This window comes from Flavobacterium sp. (assembly GCF_004211145.1).
In the GTDB taxonomy this organism is placed as follows: Bacteria; Bacteroidota; Bacteroidia; order Flavobacteriales; family Flavobacteriaceae; genus Flavobacterium.
Window position 1 is genome coordinate 62,123 of record NZ_SEBS01000016.1, and the last position, 23,235, is coordinate 85,357.

General features: G+C 48.4%; 17 protein-coding genes. 7 read left to right on the plus strand and 10 right to left on the minus strand.

The features are described 5' to 3' along the window. Positions 1-8 precede the first annotated feature (8 nt). Positions 9-5,594: an MG2 domain-containing protein gene (locus EOO50_RS09460; RefSeq protein ID WP_290839534.1), complete on the minus strand. Its 5,586-nt coding sequence runs from the start codon at positions 5,592-5,594 to the stop codon at positions 9-11. Positions 5,595-5,725: 131 nt separating this feature from the next. Further along, complete coding sequence (locus EOO50_RS09465) at positions 5,726-6,169, minus strand: nucleoside deaminase (protein WP_290839536.1); 444 nt, start codon at positions 6,167-6,169, stop codon at positions 5,726-5,728. Between the two features lie 62 nt (positions 6,170-6,231). Between EOO50_RS09465 and EOO50_RS09470 the strand changes: the two genes are divergently transcribed. Genes EOO50_RS09470 through EOO50_RS09480 form a run of 3 tightly spaced genes read left to right on the plus strand, consistent with a single transcriptional unit; the run spans position 6,232 to position 9,546 of the window. Further along, positions 6,232-6,762, plus strand: coding sequence for a hypothetical protein (locus EOO50_RS09470; protein WP_290839538.1), 531 nt, complete (start codon positions 6,232-6,234; stop codon positions 6,760-6,762). A gap of 34 nt (positions 6,763-6,796) precedes the next feature. Continuing rightward, positions 6,797-8,566 (plus strand): 1-deoxy-D-xylulose-5-phosphate synthase, encoded by a 1,770-nt coding sequence (locus EOO50_RS09475; protein WP_290839540.1) that lies wholly within the window; start codon positions 6,797-6,799, stop codon positions 8,564-8,566. A 35-nt stretch (positions 8,567-8,601) separates the two neighbouring features. After that, positions 8,602-9,546 carry a DUF3078 domain-containing protein gene (locus tag EOO50_RS09480; RefSeq protein WP_290839541.1) on the plus strand — a complete coding sequence of 315 codons (945 nt, stop codon included), beginning with the start codon at positions 8,602-8,604 and terminating at the stop codon, positions 9,544-9,546. Between the two features lie 72 nt (positions 9,547-9,618). On the opposite strand, the gene EOO50_RS09485 is transcribed toward EOO50_RS09480, so the two are convergent. The 7 genes from EOO50_RS09485 to EOO50_RS09515 form a co-directional block, all read right to left on the minus strand. Then, the gene (locus EOO50_RS09485) at positions 9,619-12,255 is read right to left on the minus strand and encodes a T9SS-dependent M36 family metallopeptidase (protein ID WP_290839542.1); all 2,637 of its coding nucleotides are present in this window, start codon (positions 12,253-12,255) and stop codon (positions 9,619-9,621) included. Positions 12,256-12,341: 86 nt separating this feature from the next. Beyond that, complete coding sequence (dgt, locus tag EOO50_RS09490; protein ID WP_290839566.1) at positions 12,342-13,685, minus strand: dGTP triphosphohydrolase; 1,344 nt, start codon at positions 13,683-13,685, stop codon at positions 12,342-12,344. Between the two features lie 199 nt (positions 13,686-13,884). Beyond that, positions 13,885-15,522, minus strand: coding sequence for a serine hydrolase domain-containing protein (locus tag EOO50_RS09495; protein ID WP_290839543.1), 1,638 nt, complete (start codon positions 15,520-15,522; stop codon positions 13,885-13,887). Between the two features lie 98 nt (positions 15,523-15,620). Next, positions 15,621-15,845: a hypothetical protein gene (locus EOO50_RS09500; protein ID WP_290839544.1), complete on the minus strand. Its 225-nt coding sequence runs from the start codon at positions 15,843-15,845 to the stop codon at positions 15,621-15,623. 7 nt (positions 15,846-15,852) lie between these two features. Continuing rightward, positions 15,853-16,347, minus strand: a complete 495-nt coding sequence (locus tag EOO50_RS09505) for an RDD family protein (RefSeq protein ID WP_290839545.1) — start codon at positions 16,345-16,347, stop codon at positions 15,853-15,855. 106 nt (positions 16,348-16,453) lie between these two features. Beyond that, the gene (locus tag EOO50_RS09510; RefSeq protein ID WP_290839547.1) at positions 16,454-18,865 is read right to left on the minus strand and encodes a ribonucleoside-diphosphate reductase subunit alpha; all 2,412 of its coding nucleotides are present in this window, start codon (positions 18,863-18,865) and stop codon (positions 16,454-16,456) included. Positions 18,866-18,967: 102 nt separating this feature from the next. After that, a complete protein-coding gene (locus EOO50_RS09515; RefSeq protein WP_290839549.1) occupies positions 18,968-19,945 on the minus strand; it encodes a ribonucleotide-diphosphate reductase subunit beta in 978 nt (325 codons plus the stop codon). Positions 19,946-20,344: 399 nt separating this feature from the next. Here EOO50_RS09515 and EOO50_RS09520 point away from each other — a divergent pair, with 399 nt between their 5' ends. After that, a complete protein-coding gene (locus tag EOO50_RS09520) occupies positions 20,345-21,049 on the plus strand; it encodes a hypothetical protein (protein ID WP_290839551.1) in 705 nt (234 codons plus the stop codon). A 15-nt stretch (positions 21,050-21,064) separates the two neighbouring features. Here EOO50_RS09520 and EOO50_RS09525 read toward each other — a convergent pair whose 3' ends face one another. Further along, positions 21,065-21,649, minus strand: coding sequence for a DUF3109 family protein (locus EOO50_RS09525; protein ID WP_290839553.1), 585 nt, complete (start codon positions 21,647-21,649; stop codon positions 21,065-21,067). 117 nt (positions 21,650-21,766) lie between these two features. On the opposite strand from EOO50_RS09525, the gene EOO50_RS09530 reads away from it, so the two are divergent. Genes EOO50_RS09530 through EOO50_RS09540 form a run of 3 tightly spaced genes read left to right on the plus strand, consistent with a single transcriptional unit; the run spans position 21,767 to position 23,190 of the window. After that, positions 21,767-22,342: a MarC family protein gene (locus EOO50_RS09530; protein WP_290839555.1), complete on the plus strand. Its 576-nt coding sequence runs from the start codon at positions 21,767-21,769 to the stop codon at positions 22,340-22,342. A gap of 43 nt (positions 22,343-22,385) precedes the next feature. Then, entirely contained in the window at positions 22,386-22,586 is a 201-nt protein-coding gene (locus tag EOO50_RS09535; RefSeq protein WP_290839556.1) for a hypothetical protein, read from the plus strand. Position 22,587: 1 nt separating this feature from the next. Beyond that, positions 22,588-23,190 carry an FAD-dependent oxidoreductase gene (locus EOO50_RS09540; RefSeq protein WP_290839557.1) on the plus strand — a complete coding sequence of 201 codons (603 nt, stop codon included), beginning with the start codon at positions 22,588-22,590 and terminating at the stop codon, positions 23,188-23,190. Positions 23,191-23,235: the final 45 nt, after the last annotated feature.

Sequence of the window (23,235 nt, forward strand, 5' to 3'; positions counted from 1 at the left end):
TTTGTTAATTAACGCACAACCTCAACCCATTGCCCTTTATTCCTCGCTAAAAAGTCATTGTCATACATCGCCTCACATTGCAAGCCCGGCAAATAATAAACGCCCAAATACGACGCGTTGAGCAACATGCTGAACTTCTTACTTTCGCCCGCTTTCAAACCGAAATAATAATTCGCCCGATCATCGCGTATGTCAATATAATCGGCGGTGTTCTGCGTCGCGTCGCCATAATCGGTATAGCGCGTGTTGACGATCTCGAAGCCCGATGGCAAAATCTGTGTAAGCGCGACATTATCAACGAATTCGTTTTTTTGGTTCGTCACCGAGACCTCGGCGATGAATTCGGTGCCTTGCTTGATTTTGGTCACATTCACGACGTTGCCTTTTCGGTCTTTGAAAACGGTTGCGATCTTGAGGTTCCGCTGTTCGGCAAACTCTTTTCCGACAGGCAAAATTCCACTATTCAACAATCTCACGTAAACCGTATTGCCTTTCGTATTCTTGAGCGTAACCGAATTCTTTCCGGGATTCGCGACCAAATTCCTACTTGCGAACGATTTCGTCGTTTTTACCGAAACGTCTTTCCCGCCTTCCACGAACAACACTTCAAGCCCGCCGCGACCGTTTGCAAGCGCGAACTTCGACATCGCATACAATGAATACGCCGTAGTCTGCGTACTCATCCATCGGTTCGCCGACAGATCCTTGGCGAGTTTCCCTGCCGTCGCAAATGCTTGTTTCTGCTGTCCGAGCAACAGCAACGTTTCCAACGCCATCGCGCGATTTCTCTCGGCCGAACCATAGTAATAATAATGTTCGTCGTACTCATCGATCTTCGATTTGGCAAGCAACGCCAATCCCGCAGAATTCTGTTTGATGAGCGCATAAGTCGCCGCGAGTCGCAATTTACTCTCATTCGAAATTCCTGCGGTTTCACGTAGTCGGTTCATCGACGCGACATCGGGCGAACCGGCCAAAGCGAGCGTATACAAACGATACGCCTGACCCAAATCATTCCCGTATTGCGGTTCGTAACGCCATTGTTTCGCCGTTTTTTGTTGGTATGAAATCCATTTCGATTTAAATCCGAACGGCAACACATAGCCTTTTTTCTCGGCCTCAAGCAAGAAATGTCCCGCGTACGAAGTTCCCCAATCGTCGGCGTAACCCATTCCCGGCCAATACGCGACGCCGCCACTGGCAAGCTGGAAGCTGTTCAGACGCTGGATTCCCGCCGAAACGTTTCGTTGTATGCTTGCCTTTCGCGAAGGTTCGATGTCCATCACGTCGGCGAGATACAATTGCGGGAACACCGACGACGTAGTCTGTTCGACGCAACCGTGCGGATATTGGATCAAGTAATTCAAACGTCGGTTCAAATCGATTGTCGGCACCGATGAAACCTCAAGCGCCGCCTTAATGCTCGAACGTTCCCCGAAAGCGTCCCACGTAATTGTTTTCGAACTGTTCGGCGCGAGCAGAATGTCGGTAAACGTATTGGTAACCGGATTCGGGTTCATCACATCGAGTTCTACATCGTACGTCGATTTTTCGTTGCCCGACGTCGCGATCACTTGGACTTTCCCGATTCCCGTCGCGTTGTTGACCGCGAGATTGAAATACAGCATTTTCTCATCGGGTTGTGAAAACGAAACGGTTTGTGTCGCATTCCCGACGATCCGGATGTTATTTGTCGTCTTGATTTCGACTTTGACGTTCTTGACGTTGTTCTTCATCGCAAAAACCGTAACCGGAAGCGTGACCTTTTCCGATGGCGTGATTTTCCTCGGAAGCGATGCCAAAACCATAAGCGGACTGCGTACCGGAGTAGCTTTCTCGGTATTTCCGTAAGCGCCTGTTTTCGAATTCGCGGCCACGATCATCGTCCTAACTGACCCGATGTAACGCGGCAATGTCACTTTATGCGACGCCGTTTCACCCGCTTTCAACTGGAATGGCCCGAGGTAGATCACGACAGGTTTGAAACGGTTCGCTTTTTTAGCCTTTCCGCCGCCCAAAGCCGCGTCACCACCGATAGAGAAAACCTGGTTGATTTTCCCGCCGTAAGCACCGATGACGTCATCGTAAATATCCCAAGTCCTAACGCCGAGCGCTTCTTTCACATAGAAACTTTCCCAAGCGTTCGGAGTCTTGAAACGCGTCAGATCGAGCAAGCCTTCGTCGACCACGGCAATGGTATAACTCATGTCTCGCCCGTTCTTCTCACTGACTTTTATCGTCGTGGTTTGGGCCGGTTTTAGTTCCTCGGGCATCGAAAGCTGCGGCTCGAGTATCGTGTTTTTATCGACGACTTCGATCGGCGTAATGCCGTACAATCGGATCGGCGAATCGTTTTTCGTGTTCGCGTGCGGTTGCAACAGCGTGATGTTGATGTAGACGTTTGGCGCCATATCGGCTCCGATCGGCAATTCGACCATGGTTTCGCCTTTCTTGGTTTTCGCCCAAAGCGTCTGCAAGACTTTCGTGCCGTTTTCGACCGAGATCAAGGCACGTCCGCCTTCGCTCGACGGGAAGTAAATTTTGGCCTTCTCGCCTGTCGCGTATTTCTTCTTGTCGGTAGTGAACATCAGCATGCTCGCCGATTCCCCGTCGGTTTGGCGCGTCTTGCCCGACCATGACGGCCAGTCGATGAATACGGTTTGGGCCGCCGCGTGTCCGCCGTAAATGTCTGAAACGCGAACCAGGTAACGCCCCCAATCCTGTTCCGGAACGTTGAACGTGACTTTCGCCTTGCCCGAACCGTCGGTCGTGACTTTGTATTCCTTGTACGGCGTGACCGACGTTCCCGAACTGTAGCGCGACAAATTCTCGCTCGACGCGTCCCACCACCAGCGCGATTCCATGCGAAAGACTTTGACTTCAAGAGCCGTACTTGCTTTTGGCATTCCGCGTTCGTTTACCGAGGCGAATTCGAATGTGTTGTTCTTTCCGGTTTCGAGCATGCCGTAGCGGTTCTCCTCGGGCGTTTTCACGCCCACGTAAGTTTCATACGGAGAATAATCGGTCGCGCTCACATCGGTGCTCACATCGCCGCCGGCTTCGTAGACCTTCGTGATGAACGCGGCTTTCAGCATGCCCGGAGCCTGGGATTCGATGTTTGGTTTGATTTCGTAGGTCGCGGCTCCGTTCTCGTCGACTTTGCCCGAGAAAATATTGACTTCCTCGTCGTAAAAATGACGCGTCGGATCGTCGAACACAAAATCCTTGTAACCCTTGAATTCGGTTGGTTTTTGCGACAATTTCATCTGCACTTCGGTTTTCAAATCCTTCGCGACCGCGCCGTGAAGCCAAGTGACACTCATCGTATTCTTGCTTTCTTTTGTGGCCGAAAGGAAATTTCCCGTGAACGAATTCTTGATGCGCAAGCGGTTCGGCTTGATCGTCTCGATCTTGATGCTTTTGTAGAACCGCGCGCCACCGACGCTGACCATCGCTTCCCAATTCCCGGTCGGCGCGGATTGTTGCGTCGGAACCACGAATTTGTAATGGTTGAGCTTGTTGTAATTCTGCACGGTTTGATACGAGACTTTGCCGCGCGGATCGGTCAATCGGAACTTGATCGGATGGTTCGCGGGAAGCTTATTCGCGTTGTCGTTCAAGATAAACGAAAGGAACAGATCGTCGCCGGGACGCCAAACGCCGCGCTCGCCGTAGATGTAACCTTTGAGCCCTTTCTGCAACGTTTCGCCCGACACGTCGAAGTTGCTCACCGACAGCGAAAGTTCGTCGTCAAGCTTCAGATATGTGCTTTGCCTTTCCTTTGTAATGATAGCGAAATACGCGAATTTGTTCGGTTTAAAAATAGCGGTTCCGTCGATTCCGGTCGCACCCGCGGCTATTTTTTGCTGTTGATAATTATACAATTCGACCGTCGCTCCGGGAATCGGTTCGGTGGTCAAGATGTTGTTCACGGCCACGAAATACGATTTGTCGTCGCCTCGTTTCGTGATCACGCCCAAGTCGGACGCCAATAAATTCGTGGCGATGCGACTGCGGTAGTAATAGTAGTTCGTACACGGATCGTCTTCGTTGTTGAAATCGTATTCGTCTTCGTAATAGTAATAATCGTCGTAGGAATTGCCGCTGTAATTCACGTCGTCTTCGTTTTCTTCCTCTTCTTCGCCTTCCTCGGGTTCCGGATCGCCCGCGCCGTTGCAGTTGTAGAGTGAATAGGAACGTTTGAATGACATTTCCACGCGATAAATCGCACCGGGTTCCACGCTGATTATTTTCGATAAGTCGAGCGCGTACGTATTCCATTTCGCGTAATTCAAGATCGCATTCTGGCGCAACGCAATCTTCTTTTTCGCGACGGGTTGCGCGACCTGCTTGAGGTTTCGGCTGCCATTGAGTTTGTTGTCCTGCAAGAACTGCATGATGTTGTTCTTGTATATTTTATAAACTTTGACGTCGATGGCATTGAGGTTCGCGGCTTCGAAATTGAGTTTCAGATTGCTTGACGTCGGTAAAATAGTTCCGCTCTTTATAAATCGGATCGCGGGTTTTACTTGTTCGAAGACGATCTTTTGCGAATACGCTTTCTTCATTTTGTAACCGTCGGAATTCTTTACGCCCTGGAAGATTTCGACGAGACGTTCACCTTTTTGTTGACGCGCGATTGCCTGTTCGTATTCCTCGTTTATCGCAACGGCGACGTTCGAAACGGTATCGACGGCTTGCGATTGGGATTCGTTGTCGAAAAATACTTTCAGGACGTTGCCTTCCGTCGCGAATCGCAAATTATCGGTGTTTTCGACCGACACCAATCCCGCGAAATTCTGGTCTTTGTCAAGCGGATCCGAGAAATTGATCACGAGCGACTGGTTGTTCGCGTCTCCGATCTCGATCTTCAACACTTTAAAGTTATTCTTGCCCGAAATCGGAAAAATGAGTTTGCCTTTGCGATCGATATCGGCCGCGTCTCCATCCCAGGCGATTTCGATCTCGCTGTCGTCTTCAGGCCGTTGGATGCTGTCGATGAGGAATTTGAATTCGGTATCGGTACTCTTGTTCTTGTCGAATTTTATCTTGAGCGCGCGCCCTTGCTGATTCGCGTAGATCAACTTTTGCGCGTCTTCAATCGAAAGACGGTCGGCGGTCTTCATCGTCGCATTCAAATATTGCCAATCCTTGCTGTACGATTGCAAATCCTGGGTCGTGACGAGGAAATCCTGTTTGATGGTTTTGACCGTGAAGCGAAATTCCTGCAAACCATCGGGCGTTTTGATGAGCTCGCTGAGTTTGAATTTGATTTTGTAATAGGTATTTTGATCGAGCTTTTTCTCGGGAATAAACGCCACCGTGTTGGCCGAAAGCGCCACGACTTTACCGTCGATCGAAGGCGAAATGTCGAACAGACTCTCATCGAGCTGCTGGTTGGGCTTCCATTCCTTTTTATTGAAAGCCAACTGGATCCGGATGTCGGACGAAACCGGAACGATTCCCGCCGTGTAACCCGTGATGAATTCCTTGAAAAGTGAAGGATCAGAATTGAAATCTTTAGGAGATTTGTGGGAACAGGCGTGCAGCAAAACAAGCGCGCACAGCAAACCGAGGATTTTTCCGGCTTTCATGGTTTTTGGTGAGGTTAGGTTATTGAATTTGAATGTGTTGCTCAATTATCGCATAACTAACAAATCATTCAAATTATTATATTAAAATTCGGATATTTTATTCGTTTTTTAAGAAATTTTTTTCGAAGCTTTTATTTCCGACGTTCGGCAAAAAAACGCAGTATCAAATCCGCACATTCATTTTGCATAACTCCTTGCACCACAGCCGTTTTTGGATGCAGTTTCGTTCCCATCACGCGATAACCGCGTTGGTCGTCGCTCGCACCGAAAACCACTTTTGAAACCTGGCTCCAATACAACGCTCCGGCGCACATTTGGCAAGGCTCGAGCGTGACGTAAAGCGTGCAATCCTTCAAATATTTTCCACCTAGGAAATTCGCCGCCGACGTGATCGCCTGCATCTCGGCATGAGCCGTCACATCGTGCAGCATCTCAGTCAGATTATGGGTTCGCGCGATGATCCTGTCATTTATCACGACGACCGCCCCGACTGGAATTTCACCTTTTTCAAACGCGTTCTCAGCCTCTTGAAGGGCTTTTTTCATGAAGTATTCGTCGGTGAAAATGTTTTCCATAAAGTAAAAATACGATTTGTAGGAATTGCTGCGTTAGAATTAACAACCTAATTCCTGCATCCATGAAGATTTCGATTCCCACGCCCTGTCATGAAAATTGGAACGCGATGCCGACGATCAAAGACGGAAAATTTTGCGCGACCTGCACGAGAAACCTGATTGACTTTTCCCAAAAGCCAGACGTTGAAGTTGCAGCGATTTTCGAAGAGAACCGAAACGAAAAAATCTGCGGGCTATTCGCCAAATCGCAGTTGGATTCGGTAACGATTCAAATTCCGACATCGGCGTTTCACCAAAAAATGAATTTCAGAAGCGCGTTTCTGCTGACGCTTTTCGCGAGCATGGGCGGCGCGCTGTTCAGTTGTTCCGACGATGCTGGAAATAAGAAAACGATCGACGGCGTCCAGATTTCCGACGAAGAAAATGTCACGCGCACGCACACTTTAGGCATTCCGGCGATGACGGTCGAGCCCGACACAGCGACCGCAATCGCAAAAGTCCCGAGAAAAAAAGCGAAACGCACGAGTCGATCATCCGCCCAAAACCCAGCAATTCCTGATTCCACGAGTGAGGATTCGCTCAGGACAAAATAGCGGGCATTCCATTTCAGAATCGTAAATTCGCGATATGGCCGACAACTTGCTGCAACATATCCAATTCCCGAGCGATCTGCGAAAGCTTTCGCCCGACCAATTGCCGCAACTCGCAGGCGAACTCCGCGATTTCATCATCGATGTCGTCTCGAGCAAGGAAGGACATTTGGGCGCAAGCCTGGGCGTTGTCGAACTCACGATTGCGCTGCACTACGTTTTCGATACGCCCGATGATCTGCTGATTTGGGATGTCGGACATCAGGCTTACGGTCATAAAATCCTCACGGGACGCAAAGATATTTTCCACACGAACCGCCAAATGGACGGGATTTCGGGATTTCCGAAACGCAATGAAAGCGAATATGACGCGTTCGGGACGGGACATTCCTCGACGGCGATTTCGGCTGCTTTGGGAATGGCGATCGCGTCGAAACTCAATGGGAACTCAAAGAAAAATCACATCGCGGTCGTTGGCGATGCGTCGATCGCGTCTGGTATGGCGTTCGAAGGTTTGAACCACGGCGGCGTGACCGATGCGAATTTGTTGGTGATCTTGAACGACAACGCGATTGGAATCGATCCGAGCGTCGGCGCTTTGAAAGACTATCTGACTGCCGTAAAACAAGGCCGCAACCCGAAGCAGAACAACATTATAAAATCGCTCAATTTCGACTATTCGGGCCCGATCGACGGCCACGATCTTGTCGCATTGATCACCGAATTGACGCGGCTCAAGAACGCAAAAAGTCCGCGATTTTTACACATTATCACGACCAAAGGAAAGGGCATGGCGCTCGCCGAAGAACATCAGGTGAAATATCACGCGCCCGGGAAATTCGATAAAATAACAGGCGAGATTATCGCGAAGTCCGAAGAAAATCTTCCGCCAAAATTCCAGGATGTCTTTGGTTTGACGTTGCTCGACTTGGCTCGAAAAAACGAAAAGATCATCGGGATTACGCCCGCGATGCCAACGGGAAGTTCGCTGAAATTCATGATCGACGAAATCCCCGAACGCGCCTTTGACGTCGGGATCGCGGAACAACACGCCGTCACGCTGTCGGCCGGAATGGCCACGCAGGGCATGATCGTGTATTGTAATATTTATTCGACGTTTCTGCAACGAGCGTATGATCAGGTGATCCACGACGTCGCGCTTCAGGATTTGCCCGTGATTTTCTGCATCGATCGCGCGGGATTGGTCGGCGAAGATGGAGCGACGCATCACGGCGTTTTCGACATCGCGTATCTGCGCTGCATCCCGAACATAATCCTGTATTCGCCATTGAACGAGGTCGACCTTCGGAATATGTTGTACACGGCCCAACTCGGCATCGAACATCCGCTTGCGATTCGATATCCGAGAGGTCGCGGAATTGTTGTCGATTGGCAGAAACCGTATGAAAAAATCGAATTCGGAAAGGCAAAACAGCTGAAAATCGGAAGCAGAATCGCGGTGTTGTCGAATGGTTTCATCGGGAATAACGTTTCGTCGGCGTTTCAAAATATCGAAAACGCCGATTTGTTTTCACATTACGATTTCGCGTTCGTAAAACCTCTTGACGAACAAAAACTGCATGAGATTTTCGCGACCTTCGACGAAATAATTACGGTTGAAGACGCGGCCGTCACGGGCGGTTTCGGAAGCGCGATCACCGAATTCTCAGCGTTTCATTCTTACCCGAATCGCATCAAAATATTGGGAATTCCCGATCGTTTCATCGAACACGGAACAGTTGCTCAACTACAACGTTTTAGCAATTTAGACGTGAAAAGTCTTGAAATAATTTTCGGAAACTATTGAAAATGCGGATTTTTGCACTTCGAAAACTGCAGATAATGAAATTTTTACCCACGTTCAGCCTGCTGCTTTTTATTGGAGCATGCGCCTATTCCCAAGACATAAAGCCCATAGAGATTGACACGACCTCGCATTGGGAACGCAAAAATACGTTGGGTTTCGACCTCAGTGAGATCGCGTTCGTGAATTGGAGTGCCGGTGGTGTGAGTTCCGTGACAGGTTTGGCCAAGGCTATTTTTGTACGAAAATACGACAACAAGAACATCAAATGGGGCAACGAACTCATCATGCGTTACGGCCTTAACAAACAGGACGGTGTCGAGTGGCGCAAAACCGATGACGCTTTCCTGTTCACTTCGACTTTCGGTTATCGAAAAGACACGCTGTCGTTTTGGTATTATTCGGCGAAATTGACTTTCAACACGCAATTCACGAGCGGTTACGCGTATCCGAACACGAGCCAGGCGATTTCAAAACCGTTCGCTCCGGCGTATACGTTTTTGGGTGTCGGTGCCGAATATTCGAACAAGGAGAAAAAAGTGAACGTGTATTTATCTCCGCTCACGATGAAGAACACGCTTGTTTTGGATCAGCGTCTGGCCGATCAAGGCGCATTCGGGGTCGATAAAGCGGTTTACGATCAAGTCACGGGAGAAATGCTCAGCAAAGGAAAAATGTCGCGCACGGAACTCGGTATTCTCGTGACCGGCCATCATAAGCATGAACTCTGGAAAAACATCAATCTCGAAGATCGGATCAGTTTGTACACTGATTATTTGAATAAGTTCGGGAACATCGATATCGATTGGCAGATGCAGTTCGATTTCGTCGTCAACGAATATGTGAAGGCGAATATCGGGACGCAACTGGTGTACGACGATGACATCAAGGCGAAAGAGGAACGAAACGGAGAACAGGTCACGCTGGGCCCGAAAATACAGCTTAAACAAATACTCGGAATCGGAGTCGTCTATAACTTTTGAAACCGAAATTTCCTAAAAACAAAAAACCTGCAACGATCGCTGCAGGTTTTTTTATTTCCAATTCCGAACCGATTAGTTCAGGATCAATTTCTTGGTGAAGCTCATGTTGTCGGCGCTCACGCGAACCATATACATTCCGGTTTGCAAGTGGCTCAAGTCGATTGAGTACTCGGTGTTGAAATCGATGTTCGAAGCGTTGTAGACTACGCGTCCGTTCACGTCGGTAACCTGGAAAGTAGCTTTTCCGCTGAAGTTCTGGATGCGAACGTTGACCAATCCGTTTGAAGGGTTCGGGTAAAGACGAACCATATTCTCGTTGAATTCTACGGCCGCAAGTTCGCAACCTGCAGGAACCGTGAAGTCCTCGACTTGATCAGTTATCCCGGCGATTCCTGTGTTCGTGCCTGATGATGCGTTCAAACCAAGACCGCGTCGAGCGAATACTCTCCAGATCATACAGTTGTCGGCACCTCCCGTAGTCGCTTGTTCTGCAGCGATGATCGCGTTTCTCGCCTGAACGAACGTCGGTCCGCAAGGTTGCAATTTCATCGCATCGAGCACAAGGCGCAATACTTTGTTGTTACCGCCGGTTCCGCCGTAAACGTTCGGATCGAAACCGTATTTTTCGATGTAAGCCCAAGCAAGATCCCAAAGCATCGTTGCCCAAACCGAACCTACACTGTGGTAATCGATGCGCGTTGCACCTTCTTCATCAATGTATGTCATTTCATTCGTATCGGCGAAAGTGAACGGGTTCACGCCCATGTTCGTGTTGTACGGATATTGTCTTAAACCAGTTCCAGTCGGCGCTTGGTTCAAAACGAAGGTTGCGATACCGCGTGATGAAGTTCCGACATCTCCGGCTTTCATCTGCAACATTACGGCGAAGAAATCAGACCAACCTTCTCCTTGTTGTTCCGGGTTTTGCAAACAGCTGCTGTTCGCAGGTCCGCCTGTAAGACGGGTTGAAATTCCGTGTCCGTATTCGTGAGCGATGATTCCGTTGTCGAAATCCCCATCAGAATTCACGAAAGGCGGCTCGCTGGCTGAAAGCACGGCGTGTACCGTTCCCGCCAGCATTGCTGCGATCAGCGCGTTTCCATCTTCCATCGTCATACTCACGGCAGGAATCGTAACGGCGGCATTAGCGCCCGCCATCCCAATTACGCCAGCTTCGTTGTTTACGACGATTACGGCAGTCGCGCCTGCGTTTTGAGCGAACAACACTTTTTCGACGAATGTACAGTCGCCACGACGAACCACGGTGATGTGACCTGAAATGGCAGCGGCGTTGATCGGCGCCTGGCAAGCATCGGCCGTGTCGCCAAGACCGTCGTTGTAAAGAACAAGATCCGATTCGATCTGAGCCGGAGCCACAGGAAGATTCACGTGACCCGGGCTGAAACTGTTATCGCGGACTGAGCGCGGTCCTGCAATTCCGGCAGGCGACGTGATCGTAAGCGCCTGGATATTTAACGGCCCGACACCCCAAAGATACATTTGCATGCGCGGACGTTGTCCGTCTACAGGAGTCGAGAAGTTTGCGTTTTCAGTTCCGCTTCCGTCTTGGGCGTCGGCGAAAACCGCGTCTCCGTTAAAAGTCGACGCTCCGCCGTTACCATAGTTGTTTTGTTGGAAGTTACCATTGACTTCGTTGAAACCATATTGGTAGAAAATATCGTGCATCATGTTGTTCATGTAGAACAAATTCGTCACGGCTGCCGGTTGGTAATCGATAGGCTGTTGGTACGTTCCAAGATATGGGAAATCAAACGTGAGTGACGCGCCTCCTGATGGAGAAGTTCCCGTACCGTCGTTCGCATTCACATCTTCCTGCGCCCAGACGTTGTTTCCGCGCGTGATTTGATATTCTGCTCCGGCCACGTTGTTGATATCGTGCCATCCGTGAGGAGAAGCGGTCGTATTATAAGGGTCGACGATAAGCTGACGCGGTCCATGGCTCGGGCTTTCCATATTCCAAGGAATGACGCGGTATGTCCCGGCTTGCACTTCAAGAACCGATTTTGCAGGCTTGAAGAAATTTTTCGTGAACGATGCATCGTACTTTTCAGTCGAGGCGAAATCGTGTTTGTGTGTGAAATCACACGAGATGACCAAGTCGTTCTTCTCGAGGATTTTCCCGTCAAGCGCATCGATTCGGACGCTCCACAAATGTGAATGTCCGGGAACGTCGATCGTGAAATCCCAAGCGAGACGCAAGGTGTTGTTTTCCATTTGCTGGTACACGAGTTCGGCCGTAATCGGATCCAGATCACCGTTTACGATCACGAAATTCTTAGGCGAAATCGTTTCGGAAATCATGTGCGGTTGCGCCGCGAGTTTCAGATGTGTCTCGGCAGCTGCCAAAGCTTCCAAAACAGGAATCGAAGGCGCGGTCGCGTTCACCTTTTGAGATACGTTGACAACGAGGTTTTCGCCTCCGTTTATCACGATGCCGTTTTTGATCCAAATATTGGAAACCGCGCGGAAAATGTCGGTACCGTTGTAACGTTGCTTGATAAAGTAGTTGTCGATTTTCGTGGTTTCGGAGTTCGTTTTGCTCTCGACGGTCCAGTCGGAAACGTCTTGCGCAGTCAACCCGAATTTTGAACGATTGGCTTCAAGGTATGCCTGGATTTTTTGCTCAGCTTCCTGGGAAAATCCCAAAAGAGGCAACAAAAAAACCAGCGCTGAAGTAATTTTCTTCATTGATTTGAGTGGTTTAGTTGAGTTTAGCTGCAAACATACTTCATTTTGATAAAGATTTTTTAATGTCTGCTTAAAAAGTTTGAATTTTAACCATTTCCCGATGTTACTATCCGATTATATATCAGAGCTTTCCCGTCGGTCAACATCGACACGAAATGGCAAATGTGCAGCAGGCGTTCGTAAAGTGTTTCTTTTTCAAGCAAATGCTTCTCGGGCAGCACTTTCAAAAGCAAAGTGTCGTAATTGCTTGCGTTTCCATCGAACTTATTGTTGTAAGCCGTCGTGAAACGATCGAGCAGGTTATTTATGATCTGATATCCCGTGAGTTCCTTTTCGATGACTTCGCGACTTTGGTAGATGTTCTTGACCGACAACCTGATGATGTCGTCCATCTGCGCCTTGTACTTGCTCTTGTCCATAAGCGCGAAGTGGAATTTTCCTTCAAGAATCTGCGGCTCGTTCTCGATGAACACGCGAACGGCGTCCTGTATCAAACTCCCGATAGCGAGTGCGCGCAAATAACTGATACGGTCTTCCTTGGTCTGGAGCGTTTTGTATTTTGCGGTATCGATCGTGTCTTTGACGAGTTTGATCAAATATTCGAGCGCGTAATCTTCGGATATCAAACCGAGATTTATGCCGTCCTCGAAATCGATGATCGTATAACAGATATCATCGGCGGCCTCGACCAAAAAAGCAAGCGGATGGCGTTCGAATCCGATGTCGTTGGCCGATTTGTTCGGAATCAGTCCGAGTTCTGAAGCCACGTCCTTGAAGAACTCTTTGTCGGCTTGGAAGAAACCGTATTTTTTGTCGGAAATGTTTGACGTCGGTTTCTTCGGAAGGCTTTCTTTGGGATATTTCATGAAAGCACCGAGCGTCGCGTATGAAATCCTTAAACCGCCTTCATTCCCGGGACGCGAACCTGCCAAAACGGCGAATCCGTTCGCATTTCCTTCGAAGTCGATCAGATCCTGCCATTGTTTATCGGTGAGTTTGTCTTTGTATTGCGCGCCGCGTCCGGTCTTGAAATATTCGCCGATGGCTTTCTCACCCGAATGTCCGAACGGCGGATTCCCGATGTCGTGCGCCAACGCGGCCGCAGCGACGATCGCGCCGAAATCGTTCATATGAAAACCGTGGACTTCGGCCAGATGCGGATATTTTTCAATGATTTGCTTGCCCGCCAAACGTCCGAGCGAGCGCCCGACGACCGAAACTTCGAGCGAATGCGTGAGCCGCGTGTGTACGAAATCGGTTTTCGACAATGGAATTACCTGCGTTTTGTCTTGCAAACTGCGAAACGCCGACGAGAAAATGATCCGGTCGTAATCGACTTCGAAACCCAATCGCGTATCGGCTTCTTCTTTGCGTAGGCGTTTGTTTTTGTCTCCTTGCTTTTTGAGGGAAAGGAGTTGCTCCCAGTGCATCATTATTGTTGATTTGTTGAATCGTTGAATCGTTGATTTGATTCTTGCCTTCCGCGGAAGCACAAGCTCAAAATTCGTTATTCGTTATTCGTTATTCGTCATTCATTACCATTGTTCATTATTCATTGTTCATTGTCAATTGTCCATTATCCATTGTCAATTGTCAATTATCAATTGTCCACTAACTCACCAATTCCAATCACTCACTCCTACCAAAAACCAAATTCCGTGCGCGAGCCGTCGAAATCTTAAACGCCACGACTTTCCGCTGCGAATCTCGTAAAAATTCCAGATTTCCTCCCATTTCGTCCACGGTAAATGCATCTGTTTTATTTGGTTTCAACGTATAGATCGTGTTGGCGTTAAGGCGGATTTTCAATTGGTCGTTTTCGACGGTTATGATTGCGGTCGCGCCTGCTTCGTCCGACGAGAATTTCCCTTCGAATTGCGGCAAATCGCTCGCCGAAACCTTGAACTCCTGTATTTTTTCGAACGCGAATTCGTTGTTGTTTCTGAGGTTTTTAAAGACGCCGTTATCGCCGGTAAAATCGAACACGAAGCTTTCAGACGCGAATTTCGTGCTCGAGAGCGATTTTAGTTTTTCACCGTTTTCCTGAAGAACGAGCCCGTTTCCGTCGACTTGCAAGTGAAACAGCCCGCCGTCGCTTTTAACTTTATATAAACCTGCGACTTCGTTGAGCCTTTTAGCCGAAAGCGTGACGGTTTTTTGAGGTTTGGGTTTCGTTTCCGCTTTGTTCTTTTGGGCTACGTCGGCGATGAAAATTTTCTGCAGCTTGTTTGCGATCTGACCCGAATTCGTCTCGGCCGAATTACTCAAAAACGCGAACGTCAGTCCCAAATCAGGGAACGTTCCCAAAAACGATCGATAACCCGCGGTCGCTCCGTCGTGGTTGATGTATTTTTTACCTCGGATTTCGGACATAAACAAACCCGCGGCATAATTGTTTTTCTTGCCGTCGTTGAGCGGTTCGGTTTCAAGCTGTCGGCTTAGCAGAGATGGATTTCCGAACTTCCCGTTTTGGTAATAGTCGCTCCATTTGAGCAGATCTTCGGTCGTCGTCAAAAGTCCACCGTTTCCGTAGACGTATTCGTTGGGCATGTTGATTTCGTATCCCGTTTCGGTTTTCGAATACGCGATCGCGCGGTTCTTGACGATTCGATTGGGATCGTCCCGCCATTGCGTATTGGTCATTCCGGCGGGTTCGAAAATGTATTTCTTGGTGAAATCGGCGAGCGACAAACCGCTCACGCGCAACACGATTATCGCCGACAGGTTGAAGTTCGAATTGCTGTAAATGAACTCGTCGCCCGGTTTGTTGTTCAATTGTTTTTGGCGCTCGATGATTTCAAGTGCGTCGTCGTTCGTGTAGAATTTAGTGCCTCGGCCCCAGCCCGTAAGTGCAGCGATCGAGCCCCAATCCTTGAGTCCGCTCGTGTGATGGATCAGGTGGCGCAGTTTTATCGTCGATCCGTATTCGGGTAATTCCGGAACGTATTTCGAGACATCGTCGTCGAGCGACAACTTGCCTTGCTGTTCCAGTAAAAGGATCGCTGCGGCCGTAAATTGCTTCGACACCGATCCGGCTTCGATGATCGAATTGGTCGTCAGGGCAACGTTTCGCTCCAAATCGGCCATTCCGAATGCTTTCGAATACAACAACTTTCCTTTCCTCGAAACCGACAATTGGCAACCCGGATTCGACGCCTCATATTGAGTAAACACAGCGTCGATCAAAGCAATCGTATCGTTCGCCGTCTGCGCCAGACAAAACTGCCCGACGAACAGCGCAACCACAATCCGTAATTTTCTCAGCATCCGGTTTCCATATTTGATTATGATTTCAATCGAAGAAAAAACGTATTCTCAATCGCGAACCTTGCACTTTGTACCTTGCCCTCTGCACTTTTTTCGCACTACTTCTTCAAATTCGCCAAGAAGAAATTCTTACTCTTCATCGCATAAACATCCTTATTCCCATTGCTCGGGTTCGCGACGACGGTTTTGATGTTGATCTCATCGCCGATCTTGAAATTCCCGGCTTCGGTATATTGATAGTCGAGCAAATAAGGCCCGCAAAAATAATTGCCTTTGTCGTCTTTTTCGATTTTGCCTGTGTAAACGCCTTTTTCTTTTGCCATTTTGGTATTAGATTACTTCGCTGTCTTTGCCGATTTCGTCAAATTCAAGCACTTGGTTTTTTCTGGTGATATAAATGTGTTTTCGTACGACGTATGTTTTTGAAATGCTGTCGTGCCAGCCTCGCTCGCCAAAGAAACTGAACGCTTCGAACGGAATCAACCTGCAAAGTGTCCTGATCAACGCATCTCTCGTTGTCGGTTTTTCTCCATCTTCGTTGATAACCATCGTTCCCGTGATGAATTTACCCAAGGTTCGCCCGGTGATCGCTTCAAAAACAAAATAGTAGACGAGATATAAAAATATACTCACGAGATTCAGTAAAACTCCACCTGTTACCGCCCATTGGTTGAAGGCGTCACTGCCCATGGCCATCGAAACGAATCCGACGATGAACATCAAAATGAAAATCAAAGCGAAAAACGCGAAATAATCGATACGGTAATTTGCGAAACGCTGTCCTTTTGTCGCCTGTTCCTCAGGGCCGATTTCAAAATGTAACATATCCTAAATTTTTGGTGAGATTCAAATATACTTCTTTAATGCGTTCCATATCTAAAACATAAAAAGGAAGCCGAAACTTCCTTTTTACTACTCATTTATTTACTGGTTAGGAACCACACATTTCGCAATCGTCGGGTTCCGCATTTTTGGAACGCTCGAGCATCGCTTTGAATTCTTCGGTCGTCATTTCTTTTTCTTCTGAAATTGCTTCGACCGCAACCGGTTCTGCCGCGGTAGGCTCGACCGCTTTGTCGTTGTTGAGCGTGAATTTGATCGCATCGACGGCTGACTTGGTACGCAGATAATACATTCCCGTCTTCAAGCCTGATTGCCAAGCGTAGAAGTGCATCGAGGTCAATTTCGGATAATTCGCACCTTCCATGAACAGGTTCAACGATTGCGACTGGTCAATGAAATAACCGCGTTGACGAGACATATCGAGAATGTCTTTCATCGACATTTCCCAAACGGTCTTGTATAATTCCTTGATGTTTTCCGGAATTTCTTTTATGTTTTGAACCGATCCGTTGTGACGCATGATTTCCTGCTTCAACGTTTCGTTCCAGATGCCAAGATCGACAAGATCCTCAAGCAAGTGTTTGTTCACGACGATGAATTCTCCTGAAAGCGTTCTTCTCGTGTAGATATTCGACGTATACGGTTCGAAAGCCTCGTTGTTACCAAGGATTTGCGACGTCGAAGCGGTTGGCATCGGCGCGACCAAAAGCGAGTTGCGGACACCGTTTTTCAATACCTGTTGTCTTAAACCTTCCCAATCCCAACGTCCTGAAAGATCGCTGTCTTTCAATCCCCAAAGATTGAACTGGAATTCGCCTCTTGAAACCGGCGAACCTTCGTAAGATGAATACGGACCTTCTTCGATCGCCAATTCCATCGACGCGGTCATTGCGGCGAAATAAAGCGTTTCAAACACTTCCTGGTTCAACTGCTTCGCGTCGTCGCTCGTAAACGGCATGCGAAGTTTGATGAACGCATCGGCCAAACCTTGCACCCCCAATCCTACGGGACGATGGCGCATGTTCGAGTTTTCAGCTTCGATCAATGGATAATAATTGCGATCGATTACTTTGTTCAGGTTGCGGGTGACGCGTTTCGTGACGTCATATAATTTATCGTGGTCGAATTTACCGTTGTCGATGAACATCGGAAGCGAGATCGACGCGAGGTTACACACTGCAACCTCATCGGCCGACGTATACTCGATGATTTCAGTACACAAGTTCGACGAACGGATCGTACCCAAATTCTTCTGGTTCGATTTGCGGTTCGCGGCGTCTTTATACAACATGTACGGCAAACCTGTTTCTATCTGCGACTCGATGATCTTTTCCCAGATATCGCGCGCCTTGATGGTCTTGCGACCTTTTCCTTCGGCTTCGTATTTCATGTACAAAGCGTCGAATTCTTCGCTGTGGACGTCATACAATCCCGGACATTCGTTCGGGCACATCAATGTCCACGCGGCATCGTCCTGGACGCGCTTCATGAACAAATCGGGAATCCACATACCGAGGAACAAATCGCGCGCACGCATTTCTTCTTTTCCGTGGTTTTTTCTCAGGTCGAGGAAGTCGAAAATATCGGCATGCCACGGCTCAACGTAAATCGCGAACGAACCCTTGCGTTTGCCGCCGCCTTGATCGACGTAACGCGCCGTGTCGTTAAAAACGCGCAGCATCGGCACGATACCGTTTGAGGTGCCGTTCGTGCCGCGGATATAAGATCCGGTTGCGCGTACATTATGGATAGATAGACCGATTCCTCCCGCCGATTGCGAGATTTTGGCCGTATTCTTAAGCGTATCGTAAATCCCGTCGATCGAATCGTCTTTCATCGACAATAGGAAACACGACGACATTTGCGGTTTCGGCGTTCCGGCATTGAAAAGCGTCGGAGTCGCGTGCGTGAAGAATTTCTTCGACATCAACTCGTAGGTCTCGATGGCCGACGCGATGTCGTCCATGTGTATTCCTACCGAAACGCGCATCAACATGTGCTGCGGACGCTCGACGATCTTGCCGTTTATCTTTAGCAAATACGAGCGCTCGAGTGTTTTAAACCCGAAATAATCGTAGTTGAAATCGCGGTTGTAGATGATGGCCGAGTCAAGCTTTTCAGCATTCTTCTGGATCATTTCATAAACCTCGTCCGAAAGCAAAGGCGCTTCCTGGTTCGTACGCGGATTCACATAATGATACATATCGCTCATGGTCTCGCTGAACGATTTTTTCGTGTTCTTATGCAGGTTCGAGATGGCGATACGCGCAGCCAATTGTGCAAAATCGGGATGCGTGACAGTCATCGACGCAGCAGTTTCGGCAGCGAGGTTGTCGAGTTCAGAAGTCGTCACACCGTCGTAAAGCCCTTCAATGACGCGCATCGCAACTTTTACCGGGTCAACCAGATCGTTTAGCCCGTAGCATAAAATCTTGATCCTGTCGGTAATCTTATCGAACATTACCGGCTCCTTCTTGCCGTCTCTTTTAACTACAAACATAGGTCACTTCTTTTTAGATTAATAGATGGTTTTTTGCGTCGGATGTTGGTTATCCGACAACGATATCATAACAGCCCTTTTCAGGGAAATGCGGAATCTGGTTTAAAAATCGGCGTCGAAGCTGATCTTTTGGGAATCTGAATCTTTGTCCATGACGCCCGCTTTCTGGTATTCCGAAACGCGTTTCTCGAAGAAATTCGTTTTGCCCTGAAGCGAGATCATGTCCATGAAATCGAATGGATTGGTTCCGTTGTAGACGCGCTCGCAGCCTAGTTCGACTAGCAGACGGTCAGTAACGAATTCCAGATACTGTGTCATCAAAGTCGAGTTCATCCCGATCAAACTCACGGGAAGCGACTCAGTGATGAATTCTCTCTCGATCGCCAACGCGTCGACGATGATTTCCTTGATGCGCGCCTTGGATACCTTGTTCACCAAATGGTGGTTGTGCAAATGCACGGCGAAATCGCAATGCACGCCTTCGTCACGCGAGATAAGCTCGTTCGAGAACGTAAGTCCCGGCATCAGACCGCGTTTCTTAAGCCAAAAGATCGAGCAGAACGCGCCCGAGAAGAAAATTCCCTCAACGGCGGCGAACGCGATCAACCTTTCGGCGAATGAATCTGAATCGATCCATTTTAGCGCCCAGTCGGCTTTTTTCTTGATGGCCGGAAAAACCTCTAGCGCATGGAACAATTGGTCTTTTTCAACCTCATCTTTCACATACGTGTCGATCAGCAACGAATATGTTTCGCTGTGGATGTTCTCCATCATGATTTGGAACCCGTAGAAGAATTTCGCCTCAGCATATTGGACTTCGTTTACGAAATTCTCGGCGAGGTTTTCGTTCACGATGCCGTCGGAAGCAGCAAAAAACGCCAGGATGTGCTTAATGAAATACTTCTCGTCCTCGTTCAGTTTGTTGTTCCAGTCATTAAGATCTTGATGCAGGTCGATTTCCTCGGCCGTCCAGAAACTCGCTTCCATTTTTTTGTACCAGTCCCAAATGTCGTGGTGCTTGATCGGGAAGATCACAAAACGGTTTTTATTTTCCTGGAGAATCGGTTCAATCGCTGACATTATCTTACTGTTTTTAGAGGGCTGATTTTAACAAAAAATTTTGTTTTTATCGTGATTACAAAGATTGCCAATTGACGCGGTTTAAAAAAGGCAAACTTTTCCACAATCGGGCGTAGTTTTTAACAACGACAACTTAAAAACTCACATTTCATATAAACGTAAAACGCTGTTATCTAAATGTATACAAATCGTTAAAATACGTTAGCTACCGTGAAATCAGGGCGTCGCGGAATCGGGTTTTAAAAGTTTCGTGTAATTTTCGTGACGCTGAAAATTGTACGACATTACACAAAAAATAAATTTCGGAAAATTCAAAAACGAATACCGAAATAAAAATTTGCAGGAGTCGCGCAAACCTCATTTATTTACGTCGAACCAACAACAAAATTTCAAATCGATATGAGGAAAATTGTACTTTTTATACTGCCGTGCATTTTAATGTCGGCTTGCGTGAGCGAGGAAACCTGCAAAGAAGACAGCGTTCCACTTTCGGCCACGACGCCAATTCGCGTGGGAGAAACACTGAAACTTTATGCCGAAACAGGCGCTACGGTTGTTTTCCACTGGATCGGCCCGAACGGTTTCGAATCGTACGAGAAAGATCCGGTGCTAAATTTTGCGACCCAAAATATGTCCGGCACATATTCCATGACGCCCGAACCGTATTTCGAAGAATGTGTTGCCGGACCCGCGACAACGGTCGAAGTCGTCGTAAACCCGGCGGTCGCTTCCTGCAACACGACTACTAACAGCGTGAGTTTGCCTACATCGACGATGAGTTTCTATTATGTCGACGCAAGTTTCCCGCAAGATGATTTCCAGTTGACGGCAAACGGCAGCAACGGCGATTTGTATATCGATTTTGACAGCGACCAATTGCCCGCGGCCGGAGTCTACAATGTTTGCCAAACCTGCAACGAATCCGGGGCCGATCCGAATGAAATGCGCATCTCGTTGATCACGGCTCAAGGTTTTGACAATTATCACCAGGGACTTTCGGGCGAAATTTTCATTTCATATATCGGCGATAAGATCTCGGCGACTTTTTGCGATGTACAATTTACCGACGACATCATCGCATCGGGCAACATCACCGAACTGTAAGCGATTTTTTTCAGATTATCGGCGGCGGCGCGGATTCGAATTGTGTTCTGCCGCAACTTTTTCCAGTTCCATGTACCAATCTTCGCCGAAACGCCTGATCAGCGCTTCCTTCACGAATTTATAAACGGGAACTTCAAGTTCGGCTCCCAAAGCGCAGGCCGGATCGCAGATATCCCATTGATCGTAGTTGACGGCCGCGAATTCCGAGAAATCCTTGACGCGGATCGGATACAGATGGCAGGAAACCGGTTTCTTCCAATCGACGATTCCCTGATTGTACGCCTGTTCGATGCCGCAAAGCGCGGTTTTCCCATCGAAAATCACGTAGGCGCAATCGGCGTCGTTGATGAGCGGCGTCTCGAGGGTTCCGTCGGTCCCGATGATCCATTTTCCCTGTTCTTCGATCGCGGCGATCCCTTCAGGGCGCAAAAACGGTTTCACCTTGTCGTAAATTTCGTCGAGGATTTTCGTCTCGGCCTCGTTCAAAGGCGCGCCCGCATCGCCCCCGACACAGCAAGCGCCGTGACAGGCCGAAAGGTTGCACACGAATTCTTTTTCGAGGATATCTTCAGAAACTATGGTTTTGCCGAGTTGGAACATGGCGCAAAGATAATCGGCATTTCGTGTCGATTTTACTACATCGCAAAAATTAACTTGGCGTTAAGGTAATCGCGTATTTTAACACAGTACTTTTGCACTCTCAAAAAATGAATCAAAATGATACTGGATTTCAAGGAAATACTCACAGTTGGGATGGTGCTTTTTGCGGTGATCGACATCGTTGGGACGATTCCCATCGTGGTCGACCTGCGTCAAAAGTACGGGCATATCGAATCTGAGAAAGCGTCGCTCGTGGCCTGCATCATCATGGTCGTATTTCTTTTCGTGGGCGAGCAGTTTTTGAACCTCATCGGGATCGATGTGAACTCATTCGCCGTCGCGGGTTCGTTCGTGTTGTTCTTCCTGGCGCTCGAAATGATTCTGGGCATCCGCATCTATAAGGACAGCGAACCGAGTTCAGCTTCCATCGTGCCACTTGCGTTCCCGTTGATCGCGGGCGCGGGAACGATGACGACCTTGCTTTCGTTACGCGCACAATATCATACGCTGAATATCGTGATCGCGATCCTGATCAACATTATTTTGGTGTACGCCGTATTGAAATCGTCGGCGAAAATCGAGAAAATGCTCGGTAAAAACGGGCTCGAAGTCATCCGCAAGACCTTTGGCGTCGTGCTCTTGGCCATCGCTGTTAAATTATTTGCGGCAAACGTTAAAGGGTTATTCCTGTAGGACGATTTTCACTAATTTCACGCACTGAAGTAACATCCAAAGAATGAAAATTTTCACTTCCATATTGGTCGTAGTGGCCGTTGCACTGATTATCTTCAACATCACCTTGCTCGATTTCAACAACCTTTTCGAGGGCGATAGTCTTATCGGGCTCATCGGGATCGTGGCCTCGTTTTGCGCGGTCTTCATCCTCGTGATTTTCCGTATGTCGAAGTTGATCGAAGAAAAAACAAAAAACCACTAGTATGTTCGACGTATTTATCGTTGGCGGAGGCGTCGCCGGGGTTTCCTGCGCACTTGTCCTTGGTTCGGCCAAAAACAAAGGTTTCATGTCCGACAAAAAAATCGGAATCATCACCCACCAAAAAACATCCAATCTGCAGGAAGCGCTTTTCAACAATGCGTATGGAGTTCCCGCGGGCACGCTCGGTGCCGACTTGTTGAACACGAGTTTGGAACAATTGGCGACACTTTATCCGCACATCGAGCAGATTCCTGGTGAGAAAGTCTTGAAAATCGAAGGCGAATTTCCCGAATATACAGTCGTTACCAACAAGAATTCGTATCCCGCGAAGAACATCGTAGTCGCGGCCGGATGGGCGAATACCTTGATGATCGAAGGTTTGACCGACTATATCGAACCGCACAAGAAATCGCTCGTCGACAAACATCGTATCCAATTACGAAATATCGATCATAAAGTCACCGACGGCATCTACGTCGCCGGAACACTCGCCGGCTGGAGAAGCCAACTCGCGATCGCCGCAGGAAGCGGAGCCGCAGTCGCGACCGACATCATGACCGAGTTCAATAACGGAATCGACTCGCAAAGTCACGATAAAAGGTAGTGCCTGAGTGCCTGAGTGCCTGAGTGCCTGAGTGCCTGAGTGCCT